This window comes from Rhodopseudomonas sp. BAL398 (genome assembly GCF_033001325.1).
Classification (GTDB): Bacteria; Pseudomonadota; Alphaproteobacteria; order Rhizobiales; family Xanthobacteraceae; genus JARJEH01.
The window spans coordinates 1769072-1792553 of sequence record NZ_CP133111.1 but is presented as its reverse complement, the minus strand read 5'-3'; the positions used below and the strand labels follow the sequence as shown (position 1 = coordinate 1792553).

The 23482-nt window shown below is 61.4% G+C and carries 28 protein-coding genes; 18 read left to right on the top strand and 10 right to left on the bottom strand.

Annotated features, from left to right (window positions below):
- Nucleotides 1-63: 63 nt before the first annotated feature.
- The 4 genes from RBJ75_RS08635 (at nt 64) to RBJ75_RS08620 (ending at nt 4030) form a co-directional block, all read left to right on the top strand.
- Nucleotides 64-1188 (top strand): serine hydrolase domain-containing protein, encoded by a 1125-nt coding sequence (locus RBJ75_RS08635; protein ID WP_234707530.1) that lies wholly within the window; start codon nt 64-66, stop codon nt 1186-1188.
- A 184-nt stretch (nt 1189-1372) separates the two neighbouring features.
- Nucleotides 1373-2077: an SDR family oxidoreductase gene (locus RBJ75_RS08630; RefSeq protein ID WP_044417980.1), complete on the top strand. Its 705-nt coding sequence runs from the start codon at nt 1373-1375 to the stop codon at nt 2075-2077.
- Between the two features lie 83 nt (nt 2078-2160).
- A complete protein-coding gene (locus RBJ75_RS08625) occupies nt 2161-3117 on the top strand; it encodes an AraC family transcriptional regulator (protein WP_044417978.1) in 957 nt (318 codons plus the stop codon).
- A gap of 34 nt (nt 3118-3151) precedes the next feature.
- A complete protein-coding gene (locus RBJ75_RS08620) occupies nt 3152-4030 on the top strand; it encodes a LysR family transcriptional regulator (protein WP_044417975.1) in 879 nt (292 codons plus the stop codon).
- A gap of 57 nt (nt 4031-4087) precedes the next feature.
- Here RBJ75_RS08620 and RBJ75_RS08615 read toward each other — a convergent pair whose 3' ends face one another.
- The 9 genes from RBJ75_RS08615 to RBJ75_RS08575 form a co-directional block, all read right to left on the bottom strand.
- Entirely contained in the window at nt 4088-4438 is a 351-nt protein-coding gene (locus RBJ75_RS08615) for a carboxymuconolactone decarboxylase family protein (RefSeq protein ID WP_346429876.1), read from the bottom strand.
- A 102-nt stretch (nt 4439-4540) separates the two neighbouring features.
- Nucleotides 4541-5218, bottom strand: a complete 678-nt coding sequence (locus RBJ75_RS08610; RefSeq protein ID WP_044413960.1) for a dienelactone hydrolase family protein — start codon at nt 5216-5218, stop codon at nt 4541-4543.
- Nucleotides 5219-5259: 41 nt separating this feature from the next.
- The gene (locus tag RBJ75_RS08605; protein ID WP_317528891.1) at nt 5260-6066 is read right to left on the bottom strand and encodes a glucose 1-dehydrogenase; all 807 of its coding nucleotides are present in this window, start codon (nt 6064-6066) and stop codon (nt 5260-5262) included.
- Complete coding sequence (locus RBJ75_RS08600; RefSeq protein ID WP_044413954.1) at nt 6002-6334, bottom strand: YciI-like protein; 333 nt, start codon at nt 6332-6334, stop codon at nt 6002-6004. The genes RBJ75_RS08605 and RBJ75_RS08600 overlap by 65 nt, the downstream gene beginning before the upstream one ends.
- Nucleotides 6335-6385: 51 nt before the next feature.
- Nucleotides 6386-7444 (bottom strand): aldo/keto reductase, encoded by a 1059-nt coding sequence (locus RBJ75_RS08595; protein ID WP_044413969.1) that lies wholly within the window; start codon nt 7442-7444, stop codon nt 6386-6388.
- A 128-nt stretch (nt 7445-7572) separates the two neighbouring features.
- On the bottom strand, nt 7573-8379 hold the full coding sequence (locus RBJ75_RS08590) for a nuclear transport factor 2 family protein (RefSeq protein ID WP_160297945.1): 807 nt from the start codon (nt 8377-8379) through the stop codon (nt 7573-7575).
- A gap of 167 nt (nt 8380-8546) precedes the next feature.
- The gene (locus RBJ75_RS08585) at nt 8547-9446 is read right to left on the bottom strand and encodes an SDR family oxidoreductase (RefSeq protein ID WP_317528888.1); all 900 of its coding nucleotides are present in this window, start codon (nt 9444-9446) and stop codon (nt 8547-8549) included.
- 48 nt (nt 9447-9494) lie between these two features.
- Nucleotides 9495-10229: an SDR family oxidoreductase gene (locus RBJ75_RS08580; RefSeq protein ID WP_276156538.1), complete on the bottom strand. Its 735-nt coding sequence runs from the start codon at nt 10227-10229 to the stop codon at nt 9495-9497.
- 277 nt (nt 10230-10506) lie between these two features.
- The gene (locus RBJ75_RS08575; protein WP_044415529.1) at nt 10507-11397 is read right to left on the bottom strand and encodes a LysR family transcriptional regulator; all 891 of its coding nucleotides are present in this window, start codon (nt 11395-11397) and stop codon (nt 10507-10509) included.
- Between the two features lie 177 nt (nt 11398-11574).
- Here RBJ75_RS08575 and RBJ75_RS08570 point away from each other — a divergent pair, with 177 nt between their 5' ends.
- From RBJ75_RS08570 to RBJ75_RS08540, 7 genes are all read left to right on the top strand, one after another.
- The gene (locus tag RBJ75_RS08570) at nt 11575-12387 is read left to right on the top strand and encodes an SDR family NAD(P)-dependent oxidoreductase (protein ID WP_044415540.1); all 813 of its coding nucleotides are present in this window, start codon (nt 11575-11577) and stop codon (nt 12385-12387) included.
- A 40-nt stretch (nt 12388-12427) separates the two neighbouring features.
- On the top strand, nt 12428-13852 hold the full coding sequence (locus RBJ75_RS08565) for a coniferyl aldehyde dehydrogenase (RefSeq protein ID WP_044415528.1): 1425 nt from the start codon (nt 12428-12430) through the stop codon (nt 13850-13852).
- 43 nt (nt 13853-13895) lie between these two features.
- Complete coding sequence (locus RBJ75_RS08560; protein ID WP_044415527.1) at nt 13896-14891, top strand: aldo/keto reductase; 996 nt, start codon at nt 13896-13898, stop codon at nt 14889-14891.
- A gap of 72 nt (nt 14892-14963) precedes the next feature.
- Nucleotides 14964-15290 (top strand): NIPSNAP family protein, encoded by a 327-nt coding sequence (locus RBJ75_RS08555; RefSeq protein WP_044415525.1) that lies wholly within the window; start codon nt 14964-14966, stop codon nt 15288-15290.
- A gap of 113 nt (nt 15291-15403) precedes the next feature.
- Nucleotides 15404-15961, top strand: coding sequence for a flavin reductase family protein (locus RBJ75_RS08550; RefSeq protein WP_276156539.1), 558 nt, complete (start codon nt 15404-15406; stop codon nt 15959-15961).
- Between the two features lie 18 nt (nt 15962-15979).
- On the top strand, nt 15980-16246 hold the full coding sequence (locus RBJ75_RS08545) for a DUF6506 family protein (protein ID WP_052628805.1): 267 nt from the start codon (nt 15980-15982) through the stop codon (nt 16244-16246).
- 96 nt (nt 16247-16342) lie between these two features.
- Complete coding sequence (locus RBJ75_RS08540) at nt 16343-17086, top strand: SDR family NAD(P)-dependent oxidoreductase (RefSeq protein WP_044405641.1); 744 nt, start codon at nt 16343-16345, stop codon at nt 17084-17086.
- 69 nt (nt 17087-17155) lie between these two features.
- Here the strand turns inward: RBJ75_RS08540 and RBJ75_RS08535 are convergent, their stop codons facing one another.
- Complete coding sequence (locus RBJ75_RS08535; RefSeq protein ID WP_044405642.1) at nt 17156-18040, bottom strand: LysR family transcriptional regulator; 885 nt, start codon at nt 18038-18040, stop codon at nt 17156-17158.
- A 143-nt stretch (nt 18041-18183) separates the two neighbouring features.
- On the opposite strand from RBJ75_RS08535, the gene RBJ75_RS08530 reads away from it, so the two are divergent.
- The 7 genes from RBJ75_RS08530 (at nt 18184) to RBJ75_RS08500 (ending at nt 23414) form a co-directional block, all read left to right on the top strand.
- A complete protein-coding gene (locus RBJ75_RS08530; RefSeq protein WP_080900859.1) occupies nt 18184-18966 on the top strand; it encodes an SDR family NAD(P)-dependent oxidoreductase in 783 nt (260 codons plus the stop codon).
- A gap of 92 nt (nt 18967-19058) precedes the next feature.
- A complete protein-coding gene (locus tag RBJ75_RS08525; RefSeq protein ID WP_052628806.1) occupies nt 19059-19520 on the top strand; it encodes a putative quinol monooxygenase in 462 nt (153 codons plus the stop codon).
- A gap of 78 nt (nt 19521-19598) precedes the next feature.
- Nucleotides 19599-19955 (top strand): putative quinol monooxygenase, encoded by a 357-nt coding sequence (locus tag RBJ75_RS08520; RefSeq protein WP_234707308.1) that lies wholly within the window; start codon nt 19599-19601, stop codon nt 19953-19955.
- 64 nt (nt 19956-20019) lie between these two features.
- The gene (locus tag RBJ75_RS08515) at nt 20020-21174 is read left to right on the top strand and encodes an NADH:flavin oxidoreductase/NADH oxidase (protein ID WP_044405643.1); all 1155 of its coding nucleotides are present in this window, start codon (nt 20020-20022) and stop codon (nt 21172-21174) included.
- An 11-nt stretch (nt 21175-21185) separates the two neighbouring features.
- A complete protein-coding gene (locus RBJ75_RS08510; protein WP_044405644.1) occupies nt 21186-21476 on the top strand; it encodes a hypothetical protein in 291 nt (96 codons plus the stop codon).
- 14 nt (nt 21477-21490) lie between these two features.
- Nucleotides 21491-22480, top strand: coding sequence for an aldo/keto reductase (locus RBJ75_RS08505; RefSeq protein WP_044405645.1), 990 nt, complete (start codon nt 21491-21493; stop codon nt 22478-22480).
- A gap of 82 nt (nt 22481-22562) precedes the next feature.
- Nucleotides 22563-23414: an aldo/keto reductase gene (locus RBJ75_RS08500; protein ID WP_044405646.1), complete on the top strand. Its 852-nt coding sequence runs from the start codon at nt 22563-22565 to the stop codon at nt 23412-23414.
- The last annotated feature ends 68 nt before the right edge of the window (nt 23415-23482 follow it).

Below are 23482 nucleotides of genomic sequence, written 5' to 3'. Positions count from 1 at the left end.
GCGAATGCGGCTGATCCCACTAGGCCCAGAAACCTGAAATCCTTGGATGCCGCCTTGGATGCGATGGTGTCCAATGGCAGCATTCCCTATGTCGTCGCTGCTCTCGGTAACTCGGCGGGACCAATTTGGTCTGGCGCGGCGGGCGAGCGGGCAAGCGGTATGGCGGCCGGCGGAGACACGATTTTCCGCATTGTCTCGATGAGCAAGGCGGTCGGCGCAACGGCCGCTTTGATCCTTGCTGATCGGGGTCGGCTCAATTGGGAAACGCCCGTGGAGGAAATCCTCCCTGAATTCGCGCGGCTCGTGGTCATCGAAAACGGCGTGGAAACGCAACTGCGTCGCCCTGCGCGCACAAAGGCCACGCTGAGAAATCTCGCGACCCACACGTCTGGTCTCGCATACGAGTTTTGGGACGGAGCGGTGGGACGGTATCTCGCCGAGAGCGGCATGCCATCGATCGTCTCGGGGCAAAGAGCCGGACTGCTTTATCCACTCGCTTTCGATCCCGGCACCGCTTGGCAATATGGGGGCGGTGCCGATTGGCTAGGCTTGGCCGTCTCTGCCATCGATGGCCGCAGCATCGACCGATTTTGCATTGAGGAGATTTTCGAGCCGCTCGGGCTAACGAGTACGAGTTTCGAACTGAATGCGACAAGCGCCGCCCTGCTGGGTGATGTCTTGGCGCGAACGGAGAATGGCGAACTAGGATCCAGCGTACTGAACCTTGATCCGCCTGCTTCTCCGGAATTCTATGGCATGGGCCACGCCCTTAACTCGACCGCTCCGGATTATCTCCGCTTCTTGCGAATGTGGCTAGGCATGGGGAGCCTCGATGGCGTTCGCATTCTGAGCGAAGCGACAGCGCGCGATGCGCTGAGGAACCAGATCGGGACTCTTCGGATCGAACCGAGATCTACTGTCTTTGCCCCCGCGACATCCGACCTTGATCCCATGCCTGGAGTCGAACTCTCCCACAGCCTGGTTGCGGCGAGAACGGAACGGCAAGTGCCAGGGCGTCGTGCTGTTGGTAGCGCCTTTTGGGGCGGAGTGCTGAACACTCATTTCTGGCTTGATCCGACGGCTGACTTAGCGGGCGTATTCATGACCCAGGTGGTGCCCTTCCTGGACGGCTACGTGATGCGGGATCTGGAGGAGTTCGAGCGCCTTTCGTACTCGCTCATGATCTAAAATCCCGCCCAGCGAGACCTACCGGCAATACTCTTCCGACGTATTTTTTGTGAGATCGACCATAAACTCGGACGATTCAATAAAGGCTGCGGACGATAGCTTCTGACGCGTATCGGTGGATTGGCCTAGCAGAGGGGGCCAGCACCGTCCGAAAGGGCAAAGAGTCTGAATAGGGATTACGCCAGTGAAGATTGAAGGAAGCGTCGCGCTAGTCACAGGTGCAAATCGTGGAATTGGCAGGGCGTATGTCAGCTCCCTACTCGAACGGGGAGCCCGCAAAGTCTATGCGACCGGCCGCAATCTTGAGGCTCTCGACATCGACAGCGTAGAGCGTATCGCGCTCGATATAACGGATCCCGCACAGATCGCGGTTGCAGCAGCGATTGCAGGCGACACGACCATTCTGATCAACAACGCGGGCATCGCCACAAACCAAAGTTTGGTGGGCGGGGACTTGAACTTGATCCGATTGGAGATGGAGACGCACTTCTTTGGGCTTCTCGGCATGGTGCGGGCATTTGCGCCGATCCTTGAGCGCAACGATGGGGGTGCCATCGTCAACATGCTCTCGCTGACGTCTTGGTTTAGTTATCCTGGGGCGGAGGCATATTCTGCTGCGAAAGCGGCCGCGTGGAGCCTCACGAACAGCATCCGCCTTGAGCTAAGAAAGCAAAATACCCTTGTCGTGGGCGTGCAGCTCGGCGCGACGGACACCGACATGATGAAGGGAATCCATATGCCCAAGAATGATCCGGCCGTTGTTGCCAGCGCGGCGCTTGATGCGATTGAAAAGGGCGAGTGGGAAGTGCTCGCCGACGACATGACGCGACAGATCAAAAGTGGTCTCGCACTGGATCCCAAGGTCCTCTACGCGGATCTAGTCCGCTAGTGGCGAGAAGAATCTGCATCCATGTGGATGATATTATATGACTTGATCTTGCTCGCTATTGCTTCGTCCAGTACGAAACTTGCATGGACATCCTAGGAGACATGCTGACATCAATGCGCGTTGAGAGTGCGCTCTTCGCGCATCTGAGCTTTCGCGCGCCCTGGGGTGTAGCATTCACGACAGGCGATCAGGCACGGCTCGTCGTTCTAGCTCGCGGCGGTTCTTGGGTCTTGGCCGATTGCTTCTCGGAACCGGTTTGGGTGGAAGCCGGCGATTGCCTGATCATTAAAGGCGACGCCGGCTTCACGATGGTGAGCGAAGTCGGTGTCGAGATCGTCCCCTGCGCGACGATCTTCTCAAAAATTTCTGGTGTCATGCACGAGTATGGCGGCCACGGCGCGGTCACAGAACTCGTCTCTGGTCGGTTCTATTTCGACGCTGCGGCCGCCGAGCCGCTGCTGTCACTGCTGCCGAATATTTCGTTGGTAAGACGCGCGGATGTACGCGGTCCGTTGATGCGGACAACGCTGGAACTTGTTGGTCTCGAAACAGAACTCGACGGGTTGGGCGCCGGTATTGTCGTCAAGCATCTGATCAACGCGCTTTTCGTGCAGGCACTCCGCGCATGGTGTGAGGCCGAAGGCGGCCGTACACCCGGATGGTTAGCAGGCTTACGCGATGCGCGTATTTCCCGCGCGCTCAAGGCACTGCATGCCGACATAGCGTTCTCTTGGACGATCGCTGGACTGGCCCGGCATGCAGGAATGTCCCGTTCGAGCTTCGCCGCGACGTTCAAAGTCGTGCTTGGAGAGACGCCGGTTGAGTATCTGACGCGCTGGCGCATTCATCGTGCGAAGGTCTTGCTCAAGCAAGGAACTGCAATCTCGGATGTGGCCCGCCGTGTAGGTTATGAAACCGACGCGGCCCTGAACCACGCCTTCAACCGCATAGAAGGCGTTGGTCCGGGCGCCTGGCGGCGCGCAACGACGGACGAAGCTAAAAAGAGGGCCGCTGCGATGACGCAATCAGGTCGGGGATAATCCAGAAACTCGAGACAAAGGCGGAAAACACATCGTGGATTGGAATGACCTCCGCTTCTTTCTAGCAGTGGCGCGAAGCGGGAGCCTCACCCGCACCTCAGCCGATCTGCGTGTCAGTCAATCAACCGTGAGTCGACGCATTTCCGAGTTCGAGCGCAGTCTGGGCATGAAGCTCTTCGCCCGTCACCAGACCGGCTATTTTCTTACCGACGCGGGCCGCGAGGTTCTGAGAGATGCGGAGACCGTCGAGGAGAGCATTCTATCATTGGAACGCGGCGCGACAGGGCTCGACAAGGCGCCGGCTGGGGCGGTGCGGCTCGCGACATCAGACAGTCTCGCGACCGACCTGATTATCCCGGCGATGCCAGCCTTCCGGGAGCGTTATCCGCGCATCCGTCTCGAAATCGTCACGAGCACGGTGGCAGCCGAGCTTGGTCGGCATGAGGCTGATATTGCCCTTCGCGTGGTGCGGCCAACGCGCGGAAACCTGAAGGTCAGGCGCGTTGGACATATGACCTACTCGGTCTACGGGAGTCGCGCCTATGTCGAGCAATTCCCCTTCATTGAAGGTGAGCCGCTAGGAGGAAGGCATTTTATCACTTGGGATGAGAGCCATGCTCATCTACCTGCGGCGGTGTGGCTCGCGCGGGAGCACCCGGACTGTCAAATCGCGCTCACCACAACGAGTTTGCCCACTCAGATCGCGGCTGTACGAGCTGGCCTCGGGCTAGCAGTGGTTCCAGATTTTCTAGCCGTCGGCGAAGATTTCATCCGGGTGATTCCTGCTGATCAGATGTTCAGCAACGACGTCTGGTTGGTAACGCATGCGGATCTTGTTGCGTCGGCCCGCATTCGCGCGGTCAGCGACTTCCTCGCGGATCAGGTAAATGCAAACCCTGACCTCACCCGCTGATTGATGGCGCTGACACGTTCCTAGTTTTGAGTGCTCGGTCAGGCCCGCGTGGACCAGCTATCCTGCCTCTTGGGTCGCCGCAAAGGCATCCAGCGTCCGGGTGGAATAGACGATGGCGGCGCCGGCGTTGACGCTGACGGCCACACCGAGCGCTTCCGCGATCTCCTCCTTGGTCACCCCAAGCTTGCGCGCAGCATCGCTGTGCACGGTGATACAGCCATCGCAGCGCAAGGAGATGGCGACGGCCAACGCGATCAGCTCACGGGTCTTGGGATCGAGGTGTCCGGTCTTTGCACCGGCGCCACCGAGGGCCGTGTAGCCGCGCACGGTGTCCGGGCTCAGCTTGCCCAGCTCGCCGACGCCTGCGAAGAGCTGCTGCCGGTACGTGTTCCAATCGTGCATATGCATGAGTTCTCTCCTTGGGTCGTGAAGCTCCCGCCATTGCGGTATTTCAAGAAGGCTCAGGAAGCTGGCGTCGGTATTGCTCCCGCGAATTCGACGCGAGCCACGTCAATCGTTCCCGTTGGCCTCGAAAAATTTCAGCGTCCGCTCCCGCGCCAAACGCACATCGGCGGGATCGGCGTCCGGGCCCTCATTGTTGAATCCGTGCCCCGAATTCTCGTAGACATGGACGGGCACGTCTGGGTGTGCGGAAGAAATGGCGATAACGCTAGCTTCAGCCGAGATGTAGGGATCTTTGGCCCCGAAATGGCAGATGATGGGGCATGAAAGCGTCATCTCTGCCGACGCGGCGACGCCTGCTCCATAGTAGCTTGATGCCGCGGCGAGGCCCTTGGTCCGGGCAGCGGCGCGCCACGTAATGGTGCCGCCATAGCAATACCCGACGAGGAAGACAGGCCCTCTGCGCTTCAGAGCGTCAATGCAGGCCTGTACATCGGATATCGGATTGTCATCGCCATTTTCCGTCGCGTAGCGGAGCCCAATCTTCAAGCCTTCGGCATCGTGGTTTGCGACGAATCCGCGCTCCTGCCGATCGAACAACGAAGGCGCGATGACCTCAAAGCCGAGGCCAGCCCATCGAGCAACGTCCCCCCGGACAGCTTCGTCGAGGCCGAACACCTCCTGAAGGACGATGATGCCTCCTCTGCGGGTGGCTCCCGGTGATGCATGCAGGGCCGTGAACTCAAATCCGTCAATCTGCGACTTCAAAGTCGTCGGTTCGATCATAACATCTTCTTTCGTGCGCGATTGACGAAGGGGCTCGCAGATCAGCGATGACCGCCGGCGAGTACGAAGAATTCGCCCGTGGTCCAGCTCGATTCATCGGAGGCCAGGTAGACTGCGGTGGGTGTGATATCGTCGGGCACACCCAGCCGGCGCAGCGGCGTCTGCGAGATGATTGCCGGTCCGAAGTCGGACTGGAGAAATCCTCCGGCCTGGACTCCGTCGGTATCGACCACGCCCGGCTTGATCGCGTTGACCCGGATCTTGCGCGGTGCGAGCTCATTGGAGAGTGACCGGGTAAGGCCGTCGATCGCCCCTTTGCTCGCCGCATAGACGGAGGAGCCCGGCGCGCCGAACATCGTGATCGTCGAGCTCATGTTCACGATGCTGCCGCCGTCCGGCATGTACTTCACCACCTCCTTGACGGCGAGTAGATAGCCGAAGACGTTCAGCTCCATGTGCTTGCGGAACAACTCGATCGAGATGTTCTCCAGCGGTTGGAAATCGTAGAGCCCGGCATTGTTAACCAGAATATCGATGCGGCCGAACGCTCGGTTGGCTTCCGCGAAGAGATGTTCGACCTCGGCCGGGTCACGCATGTCGCCCTTGATGGCGACGGCACGGCCGCCGGCATCGACGATGTCGCCGACGACCCTTTCCGCCTGTGCTTGGCTGGTCGCGTAGTTGACGACCACTGACGCGCCTTCGGCAGCGAAACGGCGCGCGATTGCCGCGCCGAGGCCTCTGGCCGAGCCGGTGACAACGGCGATCTTGCCCTCAAGTCGATTACTCATGGTCCTTCTCCTTGGTATCGGATGGCTTGCCAGCAGGGGATGCCGCCTCGTCGCCAACCGCGGTCATCCATTCCCGCACACGCCACGCCTTCACCAGGCCGTTGGTTACGTAGGGGTCCGATCGGGCGAAGTCCTCGGCGGTCGCCGCGTCATCCGCCCTGAAGAGCAGGACGCCAGTGTCGACAGGCGGGGCAAGAGCGCCGGCGAGCATCAGTTCGCCACGAGCGCTCGCGGCCCAGGCTCTCGAGAGATGCTGTTCGCGGACCTCTGCGCGGCGAACTTCAAAGTCGGACCCGTATTCGTACAAGAGCAGGAAGTGGCGCATGACACCCTCACTGGCGAGTGGCCCGGCCGCGTTTGGCGTCCGGGCACATGGTCACGCGGACGCGGTCTTGTCGGCCCATAGGTCAACAGGAGCCAGACGGTCCGCGCCTTGCGCAGCTAGCATCCAGCCGGGATATTCCGGGGGCAGTTCGCTGACTGCGTCGAGCTTGCTGATCTCTTCCTCGCTCAGCGTGATGTCGACCGCCGCGATATTGTCCTCGAGTTGGCTCAGCCGCTTCGCGCCGACGATGACAGACGTCACAACCGGCCTCGATAGTAGCCAGGCGAGTGCGATCCGTGCCGGACTGCAGCCGTGCGCATCGGCGATCGGGCGCAGCACGTCGATGACGTTCCACGCGCGCTCCTTGTCGACGATCGGGAAGTCGAATTCAGAGCGACGAGAGTCCTCGGGCGACTGGTTGTCGCGGCTGAACTTGCCCGATAGGAGTCCGCCAGCGAGCGGGCTCCAAACGAGCAGGCCCATCTTTTCCGCGTCGAGGAGCGGGCCGAGTTCTCGTTCGAGGTCACGCCCGGCTATCGAATAGTAGGCCTGCAGGGTCTCGAAGCGAGCCAGATTGAGGCGCGCCGAAATTCCAAGCGCAGTCGCGATGCGCCAAGCCTGCCAGTTGGAAACGCCGATGTAGCGAACCTTGCCCTGACGGACGAGGTCGTCGAGCGCACGCAGCGTCTCTTCGGTCGGTGTCAGCGTGTCCGTCGCATGGATTTGGTAGAGGTCGATGTGATCGGTCTGAAGGCGTCGCAAGCTGGCGTCGATCGCGTCCATGATGTGGCCGCGTGAGGCGCCGACGTCGTTGCGCCCTTGGCCCATGCGGCTGTACGCCTTCGTCGCCAGAACGAAGTCCTTTCGCGCAATCCCGAGGTTGCGAAAAGATTGGCCGAGCGTCTCTTCGCTCTCACCATCCGAGTATACATCCGCGGTGTCGAAGAAATTGATGCCGGCGTCGATGCTCGCCTTCACCAGCTCGTCGGCGCCAGCCTGATTGACGCTGCCGATAAGCTTGTAGACGCCGTTGCCGCCGCTGAACGTCATGGTGCCAAGGCAAAGCTGCGAAACCAGCAGGCCAGTATTTCCAAGAGTTTTGTATTTCATCATTGCCTCCATTGGACGGGCGACATCGTTGTTCCGCGTCGATGATTCAAAGTGGTGTGAGGATGGCCTGTCGGGGGTCGAGCAACTCGAGGAAGGACCTCGGACCGTCTCAGGCCACCCAGCGGTCCTTACGCCGCCGCGATCTCTTCCGGAGCGCCGAAGGCCTTACGGACGGCCATGGTGTCGAAGAACTCCTTCACATCGACGATTAAGCCGTCCCGGAAGGTGAACAGCCAATGGTAGATGTTGTCGTAGCTGCCGCCGGCCTTGAGGGGCATGTGTCCGCGTACGACGATCGCCACGCGGTCGCCCTGCGCCGTCACCTCGTCAATCTGGAGTTCCAGCGGAGCGGACTGGGCTTCGACGAGCTTGTCCACCAGTGTGAGGAAGTTTGGCTTGTCGTAGGTTCCGGAGAACATCGTGCCCGGCAGAATCCAGTAGCGGGCGTCCTCGGCCAGCATGCTCGCCATGGTGTCCTTGTCGCCATGATGAAGGGCGTCGAGATAGCGGGTTAGGATTGCGACATTCGCGTTGCCGTCTTCGGGTGCCCCGAAGATCTCATTGACATGCAGCGTGTCCAGAAACTCCTTGCCGCTCGCGAGCTTGCCGTCGCGGAAGTGCAGTAGGAAATGATAGTTGCTCTGGTAGCGGCGGCCGTCCTTCATCGGCAGGTCGCCCTTCGCGACGATCGACAGCCGGTCGTCCTCGCCGGTGATCTCCCGGAATTCGAGCGTCAGGGGACCGGCGGCGTTCTCGAACAGCATAGCGAGATTGCCGAGAAACTGCGCCTTCGTATGTGTGCCGGAAAACTTGTTGCCGGGCACGATCCACCAGGTCAGGTCGTCCGTGCTGATCTTCGACATCGTCTCGGTATCGCCCTTACCCAAGGCCGCGAACCAGGTTCTGGCGACTTCTTCGTGCTGCTGCTTGCTCATGGGATTTCTCCTTCTTGGTTGTGACGATCACCATCTGGCGCTCGTGTTGATCAGAATTTGGCTCCTCCACATCCGGAAAAAAACAGAAGCCATTGGCAAATCGTTTTCTGTTTTTGGAAAATGAAGCGGGAGGGGCGCTGAGGGCGGCCCATTCGCTGTGGTGCCCCTCAGTCGTGGCGTGCTGCGTGCGGCTTCAGCAGGTCGGACAGACCGACGCGGTGGAGCATCTCGGCGCGCAGGCGGTCGAGGACCGCAAAGCCGACGCTCGCACCGTCCTCGGTCGGATCGTAGTGGATCCGGAACGGGCGCTCGCCGAACGGCATGTCGACGACCTCGGCGATCATCTCGGCGACCGGCGCCGGATCGGCGTCGTCGGGAACGATCTCGGCGAAGGCCTTCTGGACCTGCTCGCCGAACCCGGCATAGGGGCCGGCTTCATACTCGGCGAGACGCGCCTGGTCGGCGGGGCGGCCGGAGTTCGGAAAGTGGTTCGTGCCCTTGGTGAAGGCGCCGGGGACGACGATCGTCGTCTCGATGCCCCAGCGGGCAAGTTCGCGGGCGTAGAGGACCGCGAGCGAGTCCATCGCCGCCTTGGCCGCGAAATAGGGCGACAGATAGGGCGGCGTGCCGCCGGCCGAGCTGGAGCTGGAAACCCAGACCAGCAGGCCTTCGCGGCGGCCGCGCATGTGGGGCAGCGCCGCGCGGTTGACCCGCTGGGTGCCGAGCACGTTGACGTCGTATTGCTGCGCGAACTGCTCGGGCGTGAAGGCCTCGGCGGGGCCGAACATCATGTGACCGGCATTGTGGACGACGACATCGATCTGGCCGCTCTCGGCGATGATCTTCTCGATCGCGGCGTTGACCGATGGTTCGGCCTGCACGTCGAGTTCGATCGGGCGGATGTCGCTGCCGGCGATGGCCGACAGTTCGGCGGCGTTGTTGGCGTTGCGACCGGCGACGTCGCGCATCGAGGCGTAGACGGTGTGGCCGGCGCGGCCCAGGGCTTCGGCGGTCAGCCGGCCGAAGCCGCTCGACGAACCCGTGACGAGGATGATTTTGTTGCTCATGAACCGCGATCCTTCCCAAAGAGAGAGTTGACGTCGTCTGTCTGCGGTTCAGACCATGCCGCCGTTGGCGCGCAGCACCTGGCCATTGATCCAGCCGCCGTCGGGACCGGCCAGGAACGCCACAGCGTTGGCGATGTCCTCGGGCGTGCCGAGCCGCTCCAGCGGGTTCATCTTCGACATGCGATCGATGAGTTCGGGCGACTTTCCATTGAGGAACAGCGCGGTGGCCGTCGGTCCCGGCGCCACGGCGTTGACGGTGATGCTGCGGCCACGCAGCTCCTTGGAGAGGACGCCGGTCAGCAATTCGATCGCAGCCTTGGTGGCGGCATAGACGCCATAGGTCTCAAGCTTGAGGCCGACCACGCTGGTCGAGAAGTTGATGATCCGGCCGCCGTCACGAAGCCGCTTGGCTGCCTCGCGCATGGTGTAGAGGCTGCCCTTCAGGTTGATGGCGATCTGGCTGTCGATCAGCGCGTCGTCGCCCTCGGCGATCTTCGCCAGCTTCATGATGCCGGCATTGTTCACCAGTACATCGACGCCGCCCACATCGCTTTCGACCTTGTCCCACATCCGCAGAACAGCCTTTGGATCACTGACGTCTGCCTGCACCGTGAGCGCCTTGCCGCCAGTGCTGACTATCTTGCCCGCGAGCGCCTCGGCCTCTGGAGCGCTGCCAGCATAGTTGATGGCGACAGTGAAGCCATCCTTGGCAAGACGTTCGGCAACCGCCGCACCAATTCCGCGAGATGCTCCTGTAATGATTGCTACTCGTTGATCTGCCAATACTTCCTCCTTCTCCCATCCTTCACGGACCGATTTTACTTAGTCATGCAGACCTCGCGTGTAGTCGCGCGCGCGGTTAGTTTCCTCGCGTTTCTGTGGTCCGATTAACTTATGAGGCGGCGTCAGGCTTGGATCAAAAGGAAAGAACAGGACGAGGTGTTGAGGCAGATCGGATAATGTCACTTTTAAGAAAGGGCGCTTTCGCGTGCGAACTGGCACCTCGGCCCGACATTGTCGCGAGCCTGTCAGCGGCGAACTTCAGCGGTGACTTTCCCGATCACCCGTGACCAAGCGCCATATCGATGAAGGTCCGCAGTGCCGAAGAAACGCGGCGCTGCTGCGGATAGTAGAGTACGGGTCCTGCAAATCGTGGGCACCAGTCGTCCAGCACGCGGACCAATTGGCCTGACGCAATCGCATCCCGCGCAACGTCCTCAAAAATGAATGCCGGCCCGATGCCGTCGATCGCGGCGGCGAGAGCGAGATCCTGATCGCCTACCGACACGCGACCCTTGACGTCGAGATCGATGCGCTGCCCGTCCTTTTCGAACTCCCACCGGAAAATGCGGCCGCTCGGAAAGCGGTAGCGAACGCATTCATGGGGAAGCAGGTCGTTGGGGTGTAGCACTGGTCCGTTGGCTTCGAACCAGGCTGGGGTGGCGACCGCCGCGAAGCGGCAATCTCTGCCAAGTGGAACAACGACCATGTCTTCCGGAACGCTTTCCAGAAAGCGGATTCCAGCGTCGAAGCCAGCGCCGACAATGTCGACGATTCCATTGTCGTCCACGATGTCGAGCGTGATGTCGGGAAATGCCGCAAGAAAGCGTGCCATCAGGGGTACGACGACGAGGTGGGCCGCATAGCGCGACGTATTGATTCGCAAGCGACCTGAGGGGCGGTCTCGAAACAGATTCATCTCGTCCACCACACCGCCCACATCGTTGAGCAGAGGTTCGAGGCGACCGAGAAGATGCTCGCCCGCCTCAGTCAAGGCAACGCTGCGGGTCGTCCGATTGAACAGGCTCACCCCAAGCCGTTCTTCGAGGGTCCGGATGGCATGGCTCACGGCGGAGGTCGAAAGGTTCAACTCGCTGGATGCCTTCTGAAAGCTCAGCAGCCTAGCAACGGCGAGAAAGGTGACGAGATGCGGGAGCGTGGGTGGGGCCATGATTATCCTATTCCATTCATCACCGCATACTGAAATCACCTTTTGTCATCAAGGGGAGCGAGCCGTAATTGTGAGCCGTATCGCATGATGCCCCTCCGATCAGTCGTTCATCGGGACTAGCGTCGCCGGATGGGTGACGGCCTCGCGTCAGGAGGCATGCGAAAAAGGAGACAAAAAATGGCTCAGGATTTTGCTGGCAAGGTCGCCCTTGTCACGGGCGGCGGCAGCGGCATCGGTCGCGCGGCTGCCCACCTCTTTGCTCGTCGCGGTGCCAAGGTCGCCATCGCTGGCCGCCGTCCGGAAGAGCTGGCCTCTGTGGCCGCCGAGATCGAGACGCTCGGTGGCTCGGCGCTGGCAGTGCCTACGGATGTATCGGACCCGGATCAGGTCGCCGCGCTCATCGATCGGACGGTTGCCCACTTCGGTCAACTGGACGCAGCATTTAACAATGCGGGCACGGAAGGTGCGTGGGGTCCGGTTGGCCAACTCAGCCCGGCAGATTTCGATGCAACGATGAACGTGAACCTTCGCGGCGTGTGGCTGTGCTGCCGAGCGGAGATCGTGCAAATGCAGCGGCAGGGGCACGGTGGTGCAATCGTCAATACCTCATCCTGGCTTGCCCACGGCGCGCTCCCGGGATCGTCGATTTATTCCGCCAGCAAGGCGGCTCTCGACAGCATGGCGCGAGCACTCGCCGTAGAGACAGCAAGCGAGGGCATACGCGTCAACAATGTCAATCCTGGCGTGATTGAAACCGCGATGACGCGGCGCTTCATGGACGAGATCACACAGCGCCCCATCACCGACCATACGCCCGCGCGGAGGCTCGGCGAGGCAAGCGAGGTCGCTGAAGTAGCCGTGTTCCTTTGCTCGGACGCCGCATCGTTCGTCACGGGGCAAAACATCCTGGTCGATGGCGCCTACACGATCGGAGGGCACCGACCCTGGATCGGCGGTGAAGACCTTCGGCCTGCGGCGTCCAGAAAGTAGACGACGCCGAAGATCAATCAAGTTGTTGAGGAGAGAGACGGTGCCCGGTGATCTCAGTGCGTTCAAAAGCGAACTCAATTCCCTCGTGCTGTCGCAGCGTTCGGCTTACGAGGCTGACGGCCTTCCGACCGCTCAAACGCGTGTCGATCGCATCCGGCGTGTCGTGTCGCTCCTTGCCCAGAACAAGGACCGGTTCGTCACCGCGATCTCTGACGACTTCGGCCACCGTGCCCGCGAGGAAACGCTCGTCGATATCCTGGCTGCCGCGTCGGCGCTGAAATTTGCTGCGGAGAATGTTCAGACCTGGATGCAGCCCGAGGCGCGGCATTCGATTACGCCGGGCGGCGAGGCAGGGGTCGAATACACGCCGCTTGGCGTGGTCGGCGTCATCGGACCCTGGAACTATCCTATCACGCTCCTCCTCAGCCCGCTGGGCGGGATTCTGGCAGCCGGCAACCGTGCGATCCTGAAACCGTCGGAATTCACACCGCGTTTTTCGGAACTGCTCGCGTCGCTCATCGGCGAAGCGTTCTCTCCGAACGAAGTCAGCACCGTGCTCGGCGGCGAAGGGCGGGGTGCGATTTTTTCGGAAGCACCCTTCGACCATCTGATCTTCACCGGCTCCACGGGTGTCGCGAAGCATGTGATGCGCGCCGCGGCGGATAATCTGGCGCCTGTGACCCTGGAACTCGGCGGCAAATCGCCGGTGATCGTGACCAGGCAGTTCGATCTCGCCGAAGCGGCGAGACGGATCATGACGGTCAAGGCGCGCAATGCCGGCCAGATCTGTCTCTCGCCCGATTACGTGTTCGTGCCGGCGGGCACGGAGCGGGCGTTCGCGGACGCCTGTGCCGAGGATTGCGGCAAGATGTTTCCAGAGGGCGTGGACTCGCCTCGCTACAGCTCGATCATCAATGAACGCCACTTTCAGCGGCTCACCGCGCTCGTCGACGACGCCCGCGCCAAGGGCGCGGAGATCATTCAGGCGCTTGCACCGGGCGCTTCCGGCAATTCCCGGCGCTTCCCGCCGACCCTGCTGCTCAATGTCACGATGGACATGGGCGTCATGCAGGAGGAGATCTTCGGGCCGCTGCTTCCGATCCTCACCTATGACGACCTTGAGGACGTGACCCGGCAGATCAGATCAGGCCCGCGTCCGCTCGCGCTCTACTATTTCGGCGAGGATGACGAGACGGCGCGCAAGGTGCTGGACGGGACAGCCTCAGGCGGCGTGACCATCAACGATGTGATGGCGCACGTATTTTGCGAAGACCTGCCTTTCAGTGGGATCGGCGACTCCGGCATGGGCGCCTACCACGGCATCGAGGGCTTTCGCACTTTCAGTCATGCGCGGGCCATCTACCGGCAGGCGCCCGGCGAGGCAGGCGTGGCGGCAGTCAATCTTCTCCGGCCGCCCTTCGGTCCGGAATTCGAGGACTTCATCTCGAGGGCGATCCAGCCTTGAGTGATGTCCGCCTGATCATCCGCGCCAATTAAAGGAGTTACATATGAAGAAGCGAACTCTCGGTAGTTCAGGTCTCGAGGTTTCCGCGCTGGGCCTCGGCTGCATGGGCATGAGCTGGGCATACGGTGCTCCGGGCGACCGCAGCGAGATGATCAAGCTGCTCCGCGATGCGGTCGATCTTGGGGTCACGCTCTTCGATACCGCCGAAGTGTATGGCCCACTGGTCAATGAGGAACTGCTCGGCGAGGGGCTCGAACCCGTGCGCGACAAGGTCGTCATCGCAACAAAGTTTGGCTGGAAGCTCGACCCCGCCGGGGGCGCGTGGCCGATCGGCCTGGACAGTCGCCCCGAGCATATCAAGGAAGTCGCGGATGCTTCGCTGAAGCGCCTGCGCACGGATCATATCGATATCTTCTATCAGCATCGTGTCGATCCTGATGTGCCGATCGAGGATGTCGCCGGCGCGGTCGCCGACCTTATCAAGGCCGGCAAGGTCGGGCATTTCGGTCTGTCGGAGTCCAGCGCGTCGACCATCCGCCGGGCACACGCGGTCCAGCCGGTGACGGTGGTCCAGAGCGAGTATTCGCTGTGGTCTCGTGATCCCGAGGCCGAGGTTCTCCCGGCGCTCGAAGAACTCGGCATAGGCTTTGTACCCTACAGCCCGCTTGGCCGCGGCTTTCTTACCGGCGCGTTCAGCGCCGACACGAAGTTCGCTGCCGATGACTTCCGCGCGGGAAATCCCCGCTTCACGGCGGAGGCCCTGCAGAAGAACGCCGCCCTCGTGGAAACGCTGAAGGCAATCGCTGAGCCGAAGGGCGCCACGCCCGGCCAACTCGCGCTCGCGTGGCTTCTCGCGCGGAAGCCCTGGATCGTTCCGATCCCCGGCACGAGGAAGCGGTCGCGCCTGGAAGAGAACATCGGAGCCGTCTCCCTCGACCTGGACCAAGCCGATCTCGCCGCCATTGAGGCTGCGGTCGAAAGCAACAAGGTCGAGGGACAGCGCTATCGCGACAATGAGCTGTCGATGGTCAACCTCTAAAGCGCGCGCGGCGCTGTGAATGCTCGCGGCGCCGCGCCCCGACAATGAGACTCGCGCTAGCAGGAAAATACGATGATCTACGAACTTAGAGAATACAAGACTGTGCCGGGTAAGATGCCCGCGATGGTCAAGCGCTTCAACGACGATTCCTTCCGGCTCTTCAAGAAGCACGGCATGGAAGTGGTATTCATGTCCCTGACGACCTTTGGCCAAGATACGATCAACGAGCTCGTATACGTGTTGAAGTTCGATTCAGAACAGGACATGGCTTCGAAGTGGGCGGCCTTTTACGCCGACACCGAATGGCACGCCGTGCGCGACGCATCCGAGGCCGATGGTCCGCTGGTCGTGACGGTGAGCCGCCGCGTGTTGAGTCCCGATGCCTTCAAACTGATGTGACCCAAGGGAGGAGCATCCGGGATTCCGGTCTTTCATAGTCTGAGAAAATGCCCGGCAAATGAAAGAACATTCCGCGCAAACGGGGGGCGAGATCGCAGATGAAAGAGCCTTCGATGAGAGAGATTCCCGGTGGTAAGGCCTATCGGCTGCTGGAAGCTGGGCCAATCGTGCTGGTCACGACGGCCGACCGAGGGCGGGCCAATGTGATGACCATGGGCTTTCATATGATGATCCAGCACGACCCTCCGCTCGTCGGGTGCGTCATCGGGCCGTGGGACCACAGCTTTGCCGCCCTACGCGAGACAGGGGAGTGCGTGATTTCGATTCCCGGCGCCGACCTGGCTTCCAAGGTCGTTGATATCGGAAATTGCTCAGGCGCCGACACCGACAAGTTCGAGCGCTTCCACCTCACCACCCTTCCGTCGCGAGCCGTGAAGCCGCCATCCATCGCAGAGTGCGTCGCGAACATCGAATGCACGGTTGCCGACGATGCAATGGTCGACCGCTACAGTCTCTTCATCCTCGCGGTGAAGGCCATCACGATCAATGACTCGCGCCGAGAGCGCCGCACGTTGCATCACAACGGCGACGGAACCTTTTCGATCGACGGAAGAACCGTCGATCTCCGCAATCGCATGGTCCGTTGGAAGCAATTTCAGGTCGATGTGTAACCGAAGGGAGAGCACGACGTGCCGCAGACCAACTACGCTTTCGTGATCAAGGCGCCTGGCTATCAAATGGCGACGCATCAGGCGACCTTGGAGTCGCCGGAATTTCACACGCGAGTTGTGGGTGTGACCGCGCTCGCCGATGCACTGACTGCTGTAGATCGCCTCGTCGAGGACGGCGTCGAGATCATTGAGTTGTGTGGAGGATTTTCGTCGGCGGAAGCTACCGAGATTCGCGAACGCGCCGGACCGGCCGTGTCTGTCGGATTGGTGGTCTACGACGAATAGGCGACGCAATCTCGCGCTGTCTCGCTGGGTCGAGATTTAGCGTCCCCACATTGAGCCTTCTTTTCTTGAATACAGATCCCTTCGAAAGGTACGGTTTTGACGGCAGACCCCAAAACGGTGATCATTACTGGCGGCACAAAAGGCGTCGGACGCGCCGTTGCTGAGCATTTGGGGCGCCTTGGATATAATTTAGCGCTCAGCTATTCCTCGGATGATGCGGCAGCCGAGGCGACGCGGGTCGCAATCTCCGGGGCGGGTCGGGAGTGCTTGATCTTCAAGGGTGACGCCCGGCGCCGCGACAGCGTCGAGGAGCTGTTTGCCGCCGCGACGGAGCGGTTCGGGGAGATATACGGTGTTTTAGCCAATGCTGGCGTGGAGAATGTAGAAGCGCCATTCGCTGAAATGACGGAAGACGAACTCAACAGGGTCGTCGATATCAATTTCAAAGGCACGTTCTTTACACTTCAGCAGGCCGCTCGGACGGTTATCGATGGCGGCCGCGTCATTGCCACAGCCTCTACGATCGCCAGTTACCCGCCACCGGGCTCGGGCGTCTACGCTGCTACCAAAGCAGCGATACGCCTTATGGTCCAAGTCCTATCGCTCGAACTTGGCCCTCGCGGAATTACTGTCAACTCGCTCGATCCGGGCGCGGTAGAGGGCGCGGGGATCTTCACACACATGACGGAAGAACTGCGACAGGCGTTCTACAAGCAGTCGCCGATGGGCAAGCTCCCGCGACCATCGGACATGGCCGGCGCGGTTGCGTTCCTTCTTTCGGATGGAGCTGCAATGGTCAGCGGCCACAATCTCGCGGTTACAGGCGGCTTCAGGATCTGACGGCCAAGCCGTGTATCAATTAACGGTGTGATGAAATGCGCCTAGGAGCAGATCGGCGCTTCGCCGTTCTCAAGCTTTCAGCATGTCGATGACGGCGCGAAGCCCGGCAGACAGGTAACGCCGGCTTGGATAGTACAAGAACAGCCCATCATCGGGAGCGCACCAATCGTCCAGACAGCGTATGAGCGCGCCGCTCGCCAGGTGCTGCATCACGCGATTGTCCCAGACGTAGGCGAGGCCGCATCCTTGGAGAGCGGATTCGACCATAAGCTCCTGATCGTCGAGCGTGATTGGACCGTCTACCTCGACGTCGATGGCCTCGCCGTCCTTCTCAAATTGCCAATTGTAGATTGCTCCGCTGGGATACCGATATCGGATACACGAATGGTCGCGTAGATCGGCAGGCTTCTCTGGCATGCTGCGTCCGTGCAGATAGTCCGGCGAGCCGACGACTGCGAACCGGAGCGTCGGCTTGATGTGCACGGCGATCATGTCCTGCATGAGCCGTTCGCCGAAGCGGATGCCTGCGTCGAAGCCATCCTCCACGATGTCGACCAGGCGATCCGTGGCCACGATATCGAGATGCAGGCCAGGATTCTGCTTCAGCAATGGTCCCATCACGTTGTGCAGGACGAAAGGCGCGATCGAGTTCGGAATATTGATCCGCACCGTTCCAAACGGCGTGCCGCGAAACGAATTGAGACTGTCGAGGGCCTTCTCGATCTGACCGAAGGCAGGGTGGAGCTCCGAGAGAAAGCGCTCGCCCGCCTCCGTGAGAGAAACGCTGCGCGTCGTGCGGTGAAAGAGTCGGACGCCGACGCGCTCCTCGAGATTGCGAATTGAATGGCTGATTGCCGATGCAGCGACGCCTCGATCGACAGCGGCTTGCTTGAAGCTCCTGAAGCGCGCCACCGCCAGAAAAATGGAAAGCTCAGCGAGTTCGGTGCCGTGCATGGGGGACGTCCTATTGCTATCCCACATTCACTACTCTGATCAGAATTCATCGTCTAATCATATCTGTCCCGAAGACGTAAGTAAGTGGCACCGGAAGATCGGCTCCATCAGTTGGCGCCCCGCCCGGCTGAACAATTCAATGGATGGAGATCGAAATGAGCAAGACTCCCCTCAAGACCCTCGAAGGTAAAGTTGCCCTCGTGACTGGCGCCAGCTCCGGCATTGGTCGCGCCACCGCAATCGAACTCGCCCGCCGCGGCGCCAAGGTGATCGCCAGCGCTCGCCGCGGCGCCGAGATCGAGGCCCTTGTGGCCGAGATCAAGAGCGAGGGCTTCGAAGCCACGGCCGTCGTGGCCGACGTGAACGTTGAGCAGAGCGTGATCGACCTCGTCGCCAAAACGATTTCGACCTACGGCCGCATCGACGTCGCTTTCAACAACGCCGGCACCGAGGGTGCGTTCACCCCGTTCGTCGAACAGACCAACGAGACTTACGACACGGTCTTCAATGCCAATGTGCGCGGCGTGTTCTGGTCGATGAAGCACGAGGCCAAGGCGATGCTGGCGCAGGGTGGCGGCACGATCATCAACAACGCCTCCATGGGTGGTGTGATCGGCTTCGCGAATGCCGGCCTCTACATCGCCAGCAAACACGCTGTCCTCGGCCTGACCAAGACGGCAGCGATCGAGCTGTTCAAGCAGGGCGTCCGAGTGAACGCCATCAATCCGGGCATCATCGATACGCCGTTCCAGGACCGCATCTGGCCGAGTGCCGAGGCGAAGTACGCCTTCGCCGCCACCACGGTCCCGGGCCGCGCGGGGACGCCGGAGGAGATGGCCACGGTCGTGGCCTTCCTGGCATCGGACGATGCCTCGTTCATCTCGGGCCACGGCCTGCTGATCGACGGCGGCTACACGATCGCCTGATCCACAACGAACGGCGATGCCCGACATCGCAGCCCCGCGCTGCGATGAACGGAACGTCGCGACCTTAATCAACCAATTTCAGGAGAAACCCGATGAACATGCTCAAGAAGATCGCGCTCAGCACCGTCGTCGCTGCGGGTGCATTTCTGTCCTCGCAGGCCGCCAACGCGCAGATCGCGCTGCAGCCTAGCCCGAACGGCGAGGTCGCCATCATCGTCAACTTTGAGGTGAAGCCTGGTGCCGAAGCTGAGTTCGAGCGTGTTTTCCGCCGCTCGGTGAGTTGCTCGCGCCTCGAGCCCGGCAACATCACCTTCAACGTGCATAAGACGCTGGGCAGCGAGCGAGGCTATGTCCTCTACGAGGTGTGGCGCAACGAGGCCGCGGTGAACAGCCACTTCGCCCGCCCTTACACCGTGGCGCTCTTCTCAATGTTCGATCGCAATCTGGTCCGTCCGATTACCGAAGGCGGCCTGCACTTCGTCCAGGACCTCGACCCGCAGCCGCGCTCCGCTCCGGCCACCACGGACCCGACCTCGCTGGCCGAGTGCCGCTGATCCGGGCGTCGCCCACGCCTGACGGCGACGCGCAATCTCAACGGGAGCGCGTCGCCGGCCAAGCCAATTGGAGACTGAATGATGACCACGCAATCTTCCTCCAGCGTTCCGACGCCTTCAAACGGCACGCAGCTTACGCTGATCGCTTTCATCCGGGCCAAGAAAGGCATGGGCGATGAACTCGGCCGGCGCCTTTGGACGCTCGTCGAGCCGGCGCGCGCTGAGCCTGGCAACATCAACTATGACCTGCACCGCTCGAACGAGGATCCCGACGTCTGGGTGCTCTACGAGAATTGGAAGGACGCGTCCGACCTGACCGCGCACTTCGAGCTTCCGTACATGAAGGCCTTTGTCGCCGCGCTTCCCGAGGTTCTCGAAGGCGAGATGGACCTGCGGCGTTCCGCGATGGTCACCACCGTTGCCGTGAAGGTCTGACTGCCGAAAGCGCCGCTGCCCAGCACTAGGCGCGGCTGTCATCGCTTGTTGAAGGAATGCTCCCGTGAAACTGTTCGAATCCCTTCCTCTGCGCAGCGTCACGCTGCGCAATCGCCTCGCTGTCTCTCCGATGTGCCAATACTCGGCACGCGACGGGTTCGCGAGCGACTATCACCTCGTTCATCTCGGCCGCTTCGCGATGGGAGGCTTTGGCCTCGTCATGGTTGAGGCAACCGCCGTTCTTCCTGAAGGGCGCATCACACATGGCGATCTTGGTCTCTGGTCTGATGCCCATGTCGACGGCCTGGCGCGCATCGCGACGGCGCTGAAGGCGTCGGGAGCGGTCGCCGCCATTCAACTCGCACATGCGGGACCGAAGGCGGCAAGCCAGCGCCCGTGGGAAGGCAATGGGCCGCTTTCGCAGGCCGACTTCGATCGCGGAGAGGATCCTTGGCCCGTCGTCTCCGCATCGGACAAGCCCTATGCGGATGGCTGGCTGAAGCCGACGGCGCTGACCCGCGCCATGATGGATGAGGTGAAGGCCGCGTTCGTCGCCGCGACGAGCCGCGCCCTTGCCGCCGGCTTCGATGTGGTCGAAGTGCATTGCGCGCATGGATATCTGCTCAACAGCTTCCTTTCGCCCGTCACAAACAATCGTATCGACGAATATGGTAGCGACATCGATGGCCGCATGCGGTTTCCTCTGGAAGTGGTCGAGGCCGTGCGCAACGTCATGCCCGACGACAAGCCGCTTTTCGTCCGCGTTTCCGCTGTCGATGGTTTGCGCGAGGGCATGTCGATCGACGACACGGTCGAGTTCGCGCGACGGCTGAAAACGTTCGGTGTCGACGTTGTCGACTGCTCGTCGGGCGGCATCGCCCCCCGCTACGAGTATCCGTCGAGCTACGGCTACCAAGTGCCCTATGCTTCGCGCGTCCGCGCTGAGGTCGGCATCAGCACGGCAGCCGTGGGCCTGATCGTCGATGCCCACCAGGCCGAGGCGGTCGTGGCAGACGACCACGCCGACATCGTCGCCATTGGCCGTGAAGCCCTCGTCGATCCTAACTTCCCGCTGCACGCGGAAGCTCAGTTGGGTGCCGCGGACCCGGCGAATCCCTATGGGTCCTTCCCTGTGCAGGCCACTTGGTGGCTCCAGGGCCGCGCCAACCAAATTCGGCAGATGGAAGCGGCGACGTCGCGCGCCTCGGCGGATTCCTGAAGGAGGGCGCGATGACGCGCTGCTCTCACGGTTACGGCGCGCTGGAGACGAGCGGCGGTAATCCAGGCACCGGGTGGCGCGGCGAGCGGCGCGATATTCCGTCGTATATCGCCGAACGGATCGACAGCGTCGAGAATCTTGGTCGCCGGACGCTCGCGGATCTCGCCATCTGCGTGGCCGCGATCGTGATGATGCTCGTCGTTCTCCATGGCGGCGAACGCACCGCCGCGACGGTACAGGTCAGCAGACAGACCGATGCTGCGGCGACGGTATTCGTCGCAGCATCGAGGTCCCGGAGATGAACAGGAGAAATTCCATGCTTGGAACGCGGAATCTGGGCCGCCAAGGCCTCGAAGTATCGATGATCGGGCTCGGGTGCATGGGCATGAGCCAGGCTTACGGCGCATCCGACGACGATGAATCGATCGCGACGATCCACCGTGCCATCGAGCTCGGCTGCACCTTCTTCGACACCGCGGAGGCCTATGGGCCATTTAGCAATGAGGAGCTGCTCGGTCGTGCGCTCGAGGGCCGGCGTGAGAAGGTCACCATCGCGACGAAGTTCGGTTTCCTTCTCCAGGACGGCCGCCGCGCTGGCACCGATAGCCGCCCCGATCATATTCGGGAGGTCGTCGACGCCTCATTGAAGCGGCTGCGGACCGACCGCATCGATCTGCTCTATCAGCATCGGGTCGATCCGAGCGTTCCAATCGAGGATGTCGCCGGCACGGTCAAAGAGCTGATCGCTCAGGGCAAGGTTCTGTATTTCGGCATGTCCGAAGCCGGCGAAGATGCGATTCGGCGAGCTCACGCTGTTCAGCCGGTGTCAGCCCTTCAAAGCGAATATTCCATCTGGGAGCGCAATCTCGAAGACCGCATCATCCCGGCGCTCCGTGAACTCGGGATTGGCCTTGTCCCGTTTAGCCCGCTCGGGCGCGGCTTTCTGACCGGGACTGCGCAGCGCGCCGAGCAGTACGGAGCTGGTGACTTCCGCAGCAATGGCGACCCGCGTTTCCAGGCCGAGAATTTTGACGCCAACGTGAAAATCGCACGATTGGTCCAGGACGTCGCGATGGAAGCCGGCGCCTCGGCCGCTCAGGTTGCGCTAGCGTGGGTCCTGCGCGCTGGCGACGACATCGTCCCGATCCCGGGGACGAAACGACGCCGGTATCTCGAAGACAATCTCGGGGCAGCAAATCTGGTGCTGACAGTCGAACAGGCTGCGAAGCTCGATAGCGTCCTTGGAGCCGGTGGCGTGTCCGGCGCGAGGTACAATGACCACGACCTATCCATGCTGAATCGCTGAAAGGCTTCGCCGCGCTGTCGGCCCAGCCTCCGCACCATAAATTGGGCGAGAGCCCTTCATCACCAGAGAGTAGGATCTGATCATGTCGGAGCTGCGAGGTTACGCGGCATCGCAGCCGCGCCTTTTCCTGAACGACAGGAAAGCAATCCCGCAAATCGGCCTTGGTGTTTGGCAGACGCCGCCAGAAGTAGCAGGGCCGTCAGTCGAGACGGCCCTGCGCGCGGGCTACTGTCACATCGACACGGCTGCGATCTATCGCAACGAGGTCGGCGTCGGCGAAGGCATTCGCGCGGCGGGTATAGGCCGTAAGAACCTGTTCATCACCACGAAACTCTGGAATGAGGATCAGGGTTACGATGCGACGCTGCGCGCATTCGACGAAAGCCTAGAGCGATTGGGTCTCGACTATGTCGATCTCTACCTGATCCATTGGCCATCGCCGCAGCGAGGCCTCTACGTGGATACTTGGAAAGCCTTCATCCGGCTGCAGGAACAAGGCTTGGTCAGGTCGATCGGTGTTTCGAATTTCGAGGCCGAGCACCTGAACAAGATCATCTCCGCGACCGGCGTCGCGCCAGTGCTCAACCAGGTCGAGCTGCACCCGCGGTTTCAGCAGCGCAAGTTGCGCGATGTCCACGAAAAACTCGGAATCGCGACGCAGTCGTGGAGCCCTCTCGGACAAGGCACGCTGCTCGGCCATCCTGTGATCAATTCGATCGCCGAAAGGCACCAGAGAACACCCGCGCAGATCATCATCCGATGGCATATCGACAACGGGCTCGTTGTCATCCCTAAGTCTGTTACACCGTCTCGCATCGTCGAAAATTTCGATGTGTTCGGCTTTGGTCTCGATGAAGCTGAGCTCGTAGCCATTGGAAAGCTAAATGCGACCGACGGCCGTATTGGTCCCAATCCTCTGACGGCGACCTTCTGACGTGGAGTGCGGCTGTCACGAAAGCAATGTGGCTCAGCCGTACAGCGCAGTCGCAGATGATTGCACTT

Bases quoted from the DNA above. Each gene is read 5' to 3' on its own strand.
- RBJ75_RS08635 (WP_234707530.1), top strand. From the start codon at position 64: ATGGTGTCCAATGGCAGCATTCCCTATGTCGTCGCTGCTCTCGGTAAC.
- RBJ75_RS08625 (WP_044417978.1), top strand. From the start codon at position 2,161: ATGGACATCCTAGGAGACATGCTGACATCAATGCGCGTTGAGAGTGCG.
- RBJ75_RS08615 (WP_346429876.1), bottom strand. From the start codon at position 4,438: ATGCATATGCACGATTGGAACACGTACCGGCAGCAGCTCTTCGCAGGC.
- RBJ75_RS08610 (WP_044413960.1), bottom strand. From the start codon at position 5,218: ATGATCGAACCGACGACTTTGAAGTCGCAGATTGACGGATTTGAGTTC.
- RBJ75_RS08600 (WP_044413954.1), bottom strand. From the start codon at position 6,334: ATGCGCCACTTCCTGCTCTTGTACGAATACGGGTCCGACTTTGAAGTT.
- RBJ75_RS08595 (WP_044413969.1), bottom strand. From the start codon at position 7,444: ATGAAATACAAAACTCTTGGAAATACTGGCCTGCTGGTTTCGCAGCTT.
- RBJ75_RS08590 (WP_160297945.1), bottom strand. From the start codon at position 8,379: ATGAGCAAGCAGCAGCACGAAGAAGTCGCCAGAACCTGGTTCGCGGCC.
- RBJ75_RS08585 (WP_317528888.1), bottom strand. From the start codon at position 9,446: ATGAGCAACAAAATCATCCTCGTCACGGGTTCGTCGAGCGGCTTCGGC.
- RBJ75_RS08575 (WP_044415529.1), bottom strand. From the start codon at position 11,397: ATGGCCCCACCCACGCTCCCGCATCTCGTCACCTTTCTCGCCGTTGCT.
- RBJ75_RS08570 (WP_044415540.1), top strand. From the start codon at position 11,575: ATGGCTCAGGATTTTGCTGGCAAGGTCGCCCTTGTCACGGGCGGCGGC.
- RBJ75_RS08560 (WP_044415527.1), top strand. From the start codon at position 13,896: ATGAAGAAGCGAACTCTCGGTAGTTCAGGTCTCGAGGTTTCCGCGCTG.
- RBJ75_RS08555 (WP_044415525.1), top strand. From the start codon at position 14,964: ATGATCTACGAACTTAGAGAATACAAGACTGTGCCGGGTAAGATGCCC.
- RBJ75_RS08550 (WP_276156539.1), top strand. From the start codon at position 15,404: ATGAGAGAGATTCCCGGTGGTAAGGCCTATCGGCTGCTGGAAGCTGGG.
- RBJ75_RS08535 (WP_044405642.1), bottom strand. From the start codon at position 18,040: ATGCACGGCACCGAACTCGCTGAGCTTTCCATTTTTCTGGCGGTGGCG.
- RBJ75_RS08530 (WP_080900859.1), top strand. From the start codon at position 18,184: ATGGAGATCGAAATGAGCAAGACTCCCCTCAAGACCCTCGAAGGTAAA.
- RBJ75_RS08525 (WP_052628806.1), top strand. From the start codon at position 19,059: ATGAACATGCTCAAGAAGATCGCGCTCAGCACCGTCGTCGCTGCGGGT.
- RBJ75_RS08520 (WP_234707308.1), top strand. From the start codon at position 19,599: ATGATGACCACGCAATCTTCCTCCAGCGTTCCGACGCCTTCAAACGGC.
- RBJ75_RS08510 (WP_044405644.1), top strand. From the start codon at position 21,186: ATGACGCGCTGCTCTCACGGTTACGGCGCGCTGGAGACGAGCGGCGGT.
- RBJ75_RS08505 (WP_044405645.1), top strand. From the start codon at position 21,491: ATGCTTGGAACGCGGAATCTGGGCCGCCAAGGCCTCGAAGTATCGATG.
- RBJ75_RS08500 (WP_044405646.1), top strand. From the start codon at position 22,563: ATGTCGGAGCTGCGAGGTTACGCGGCATCGCAGCCGCGCCTTTTCCTG.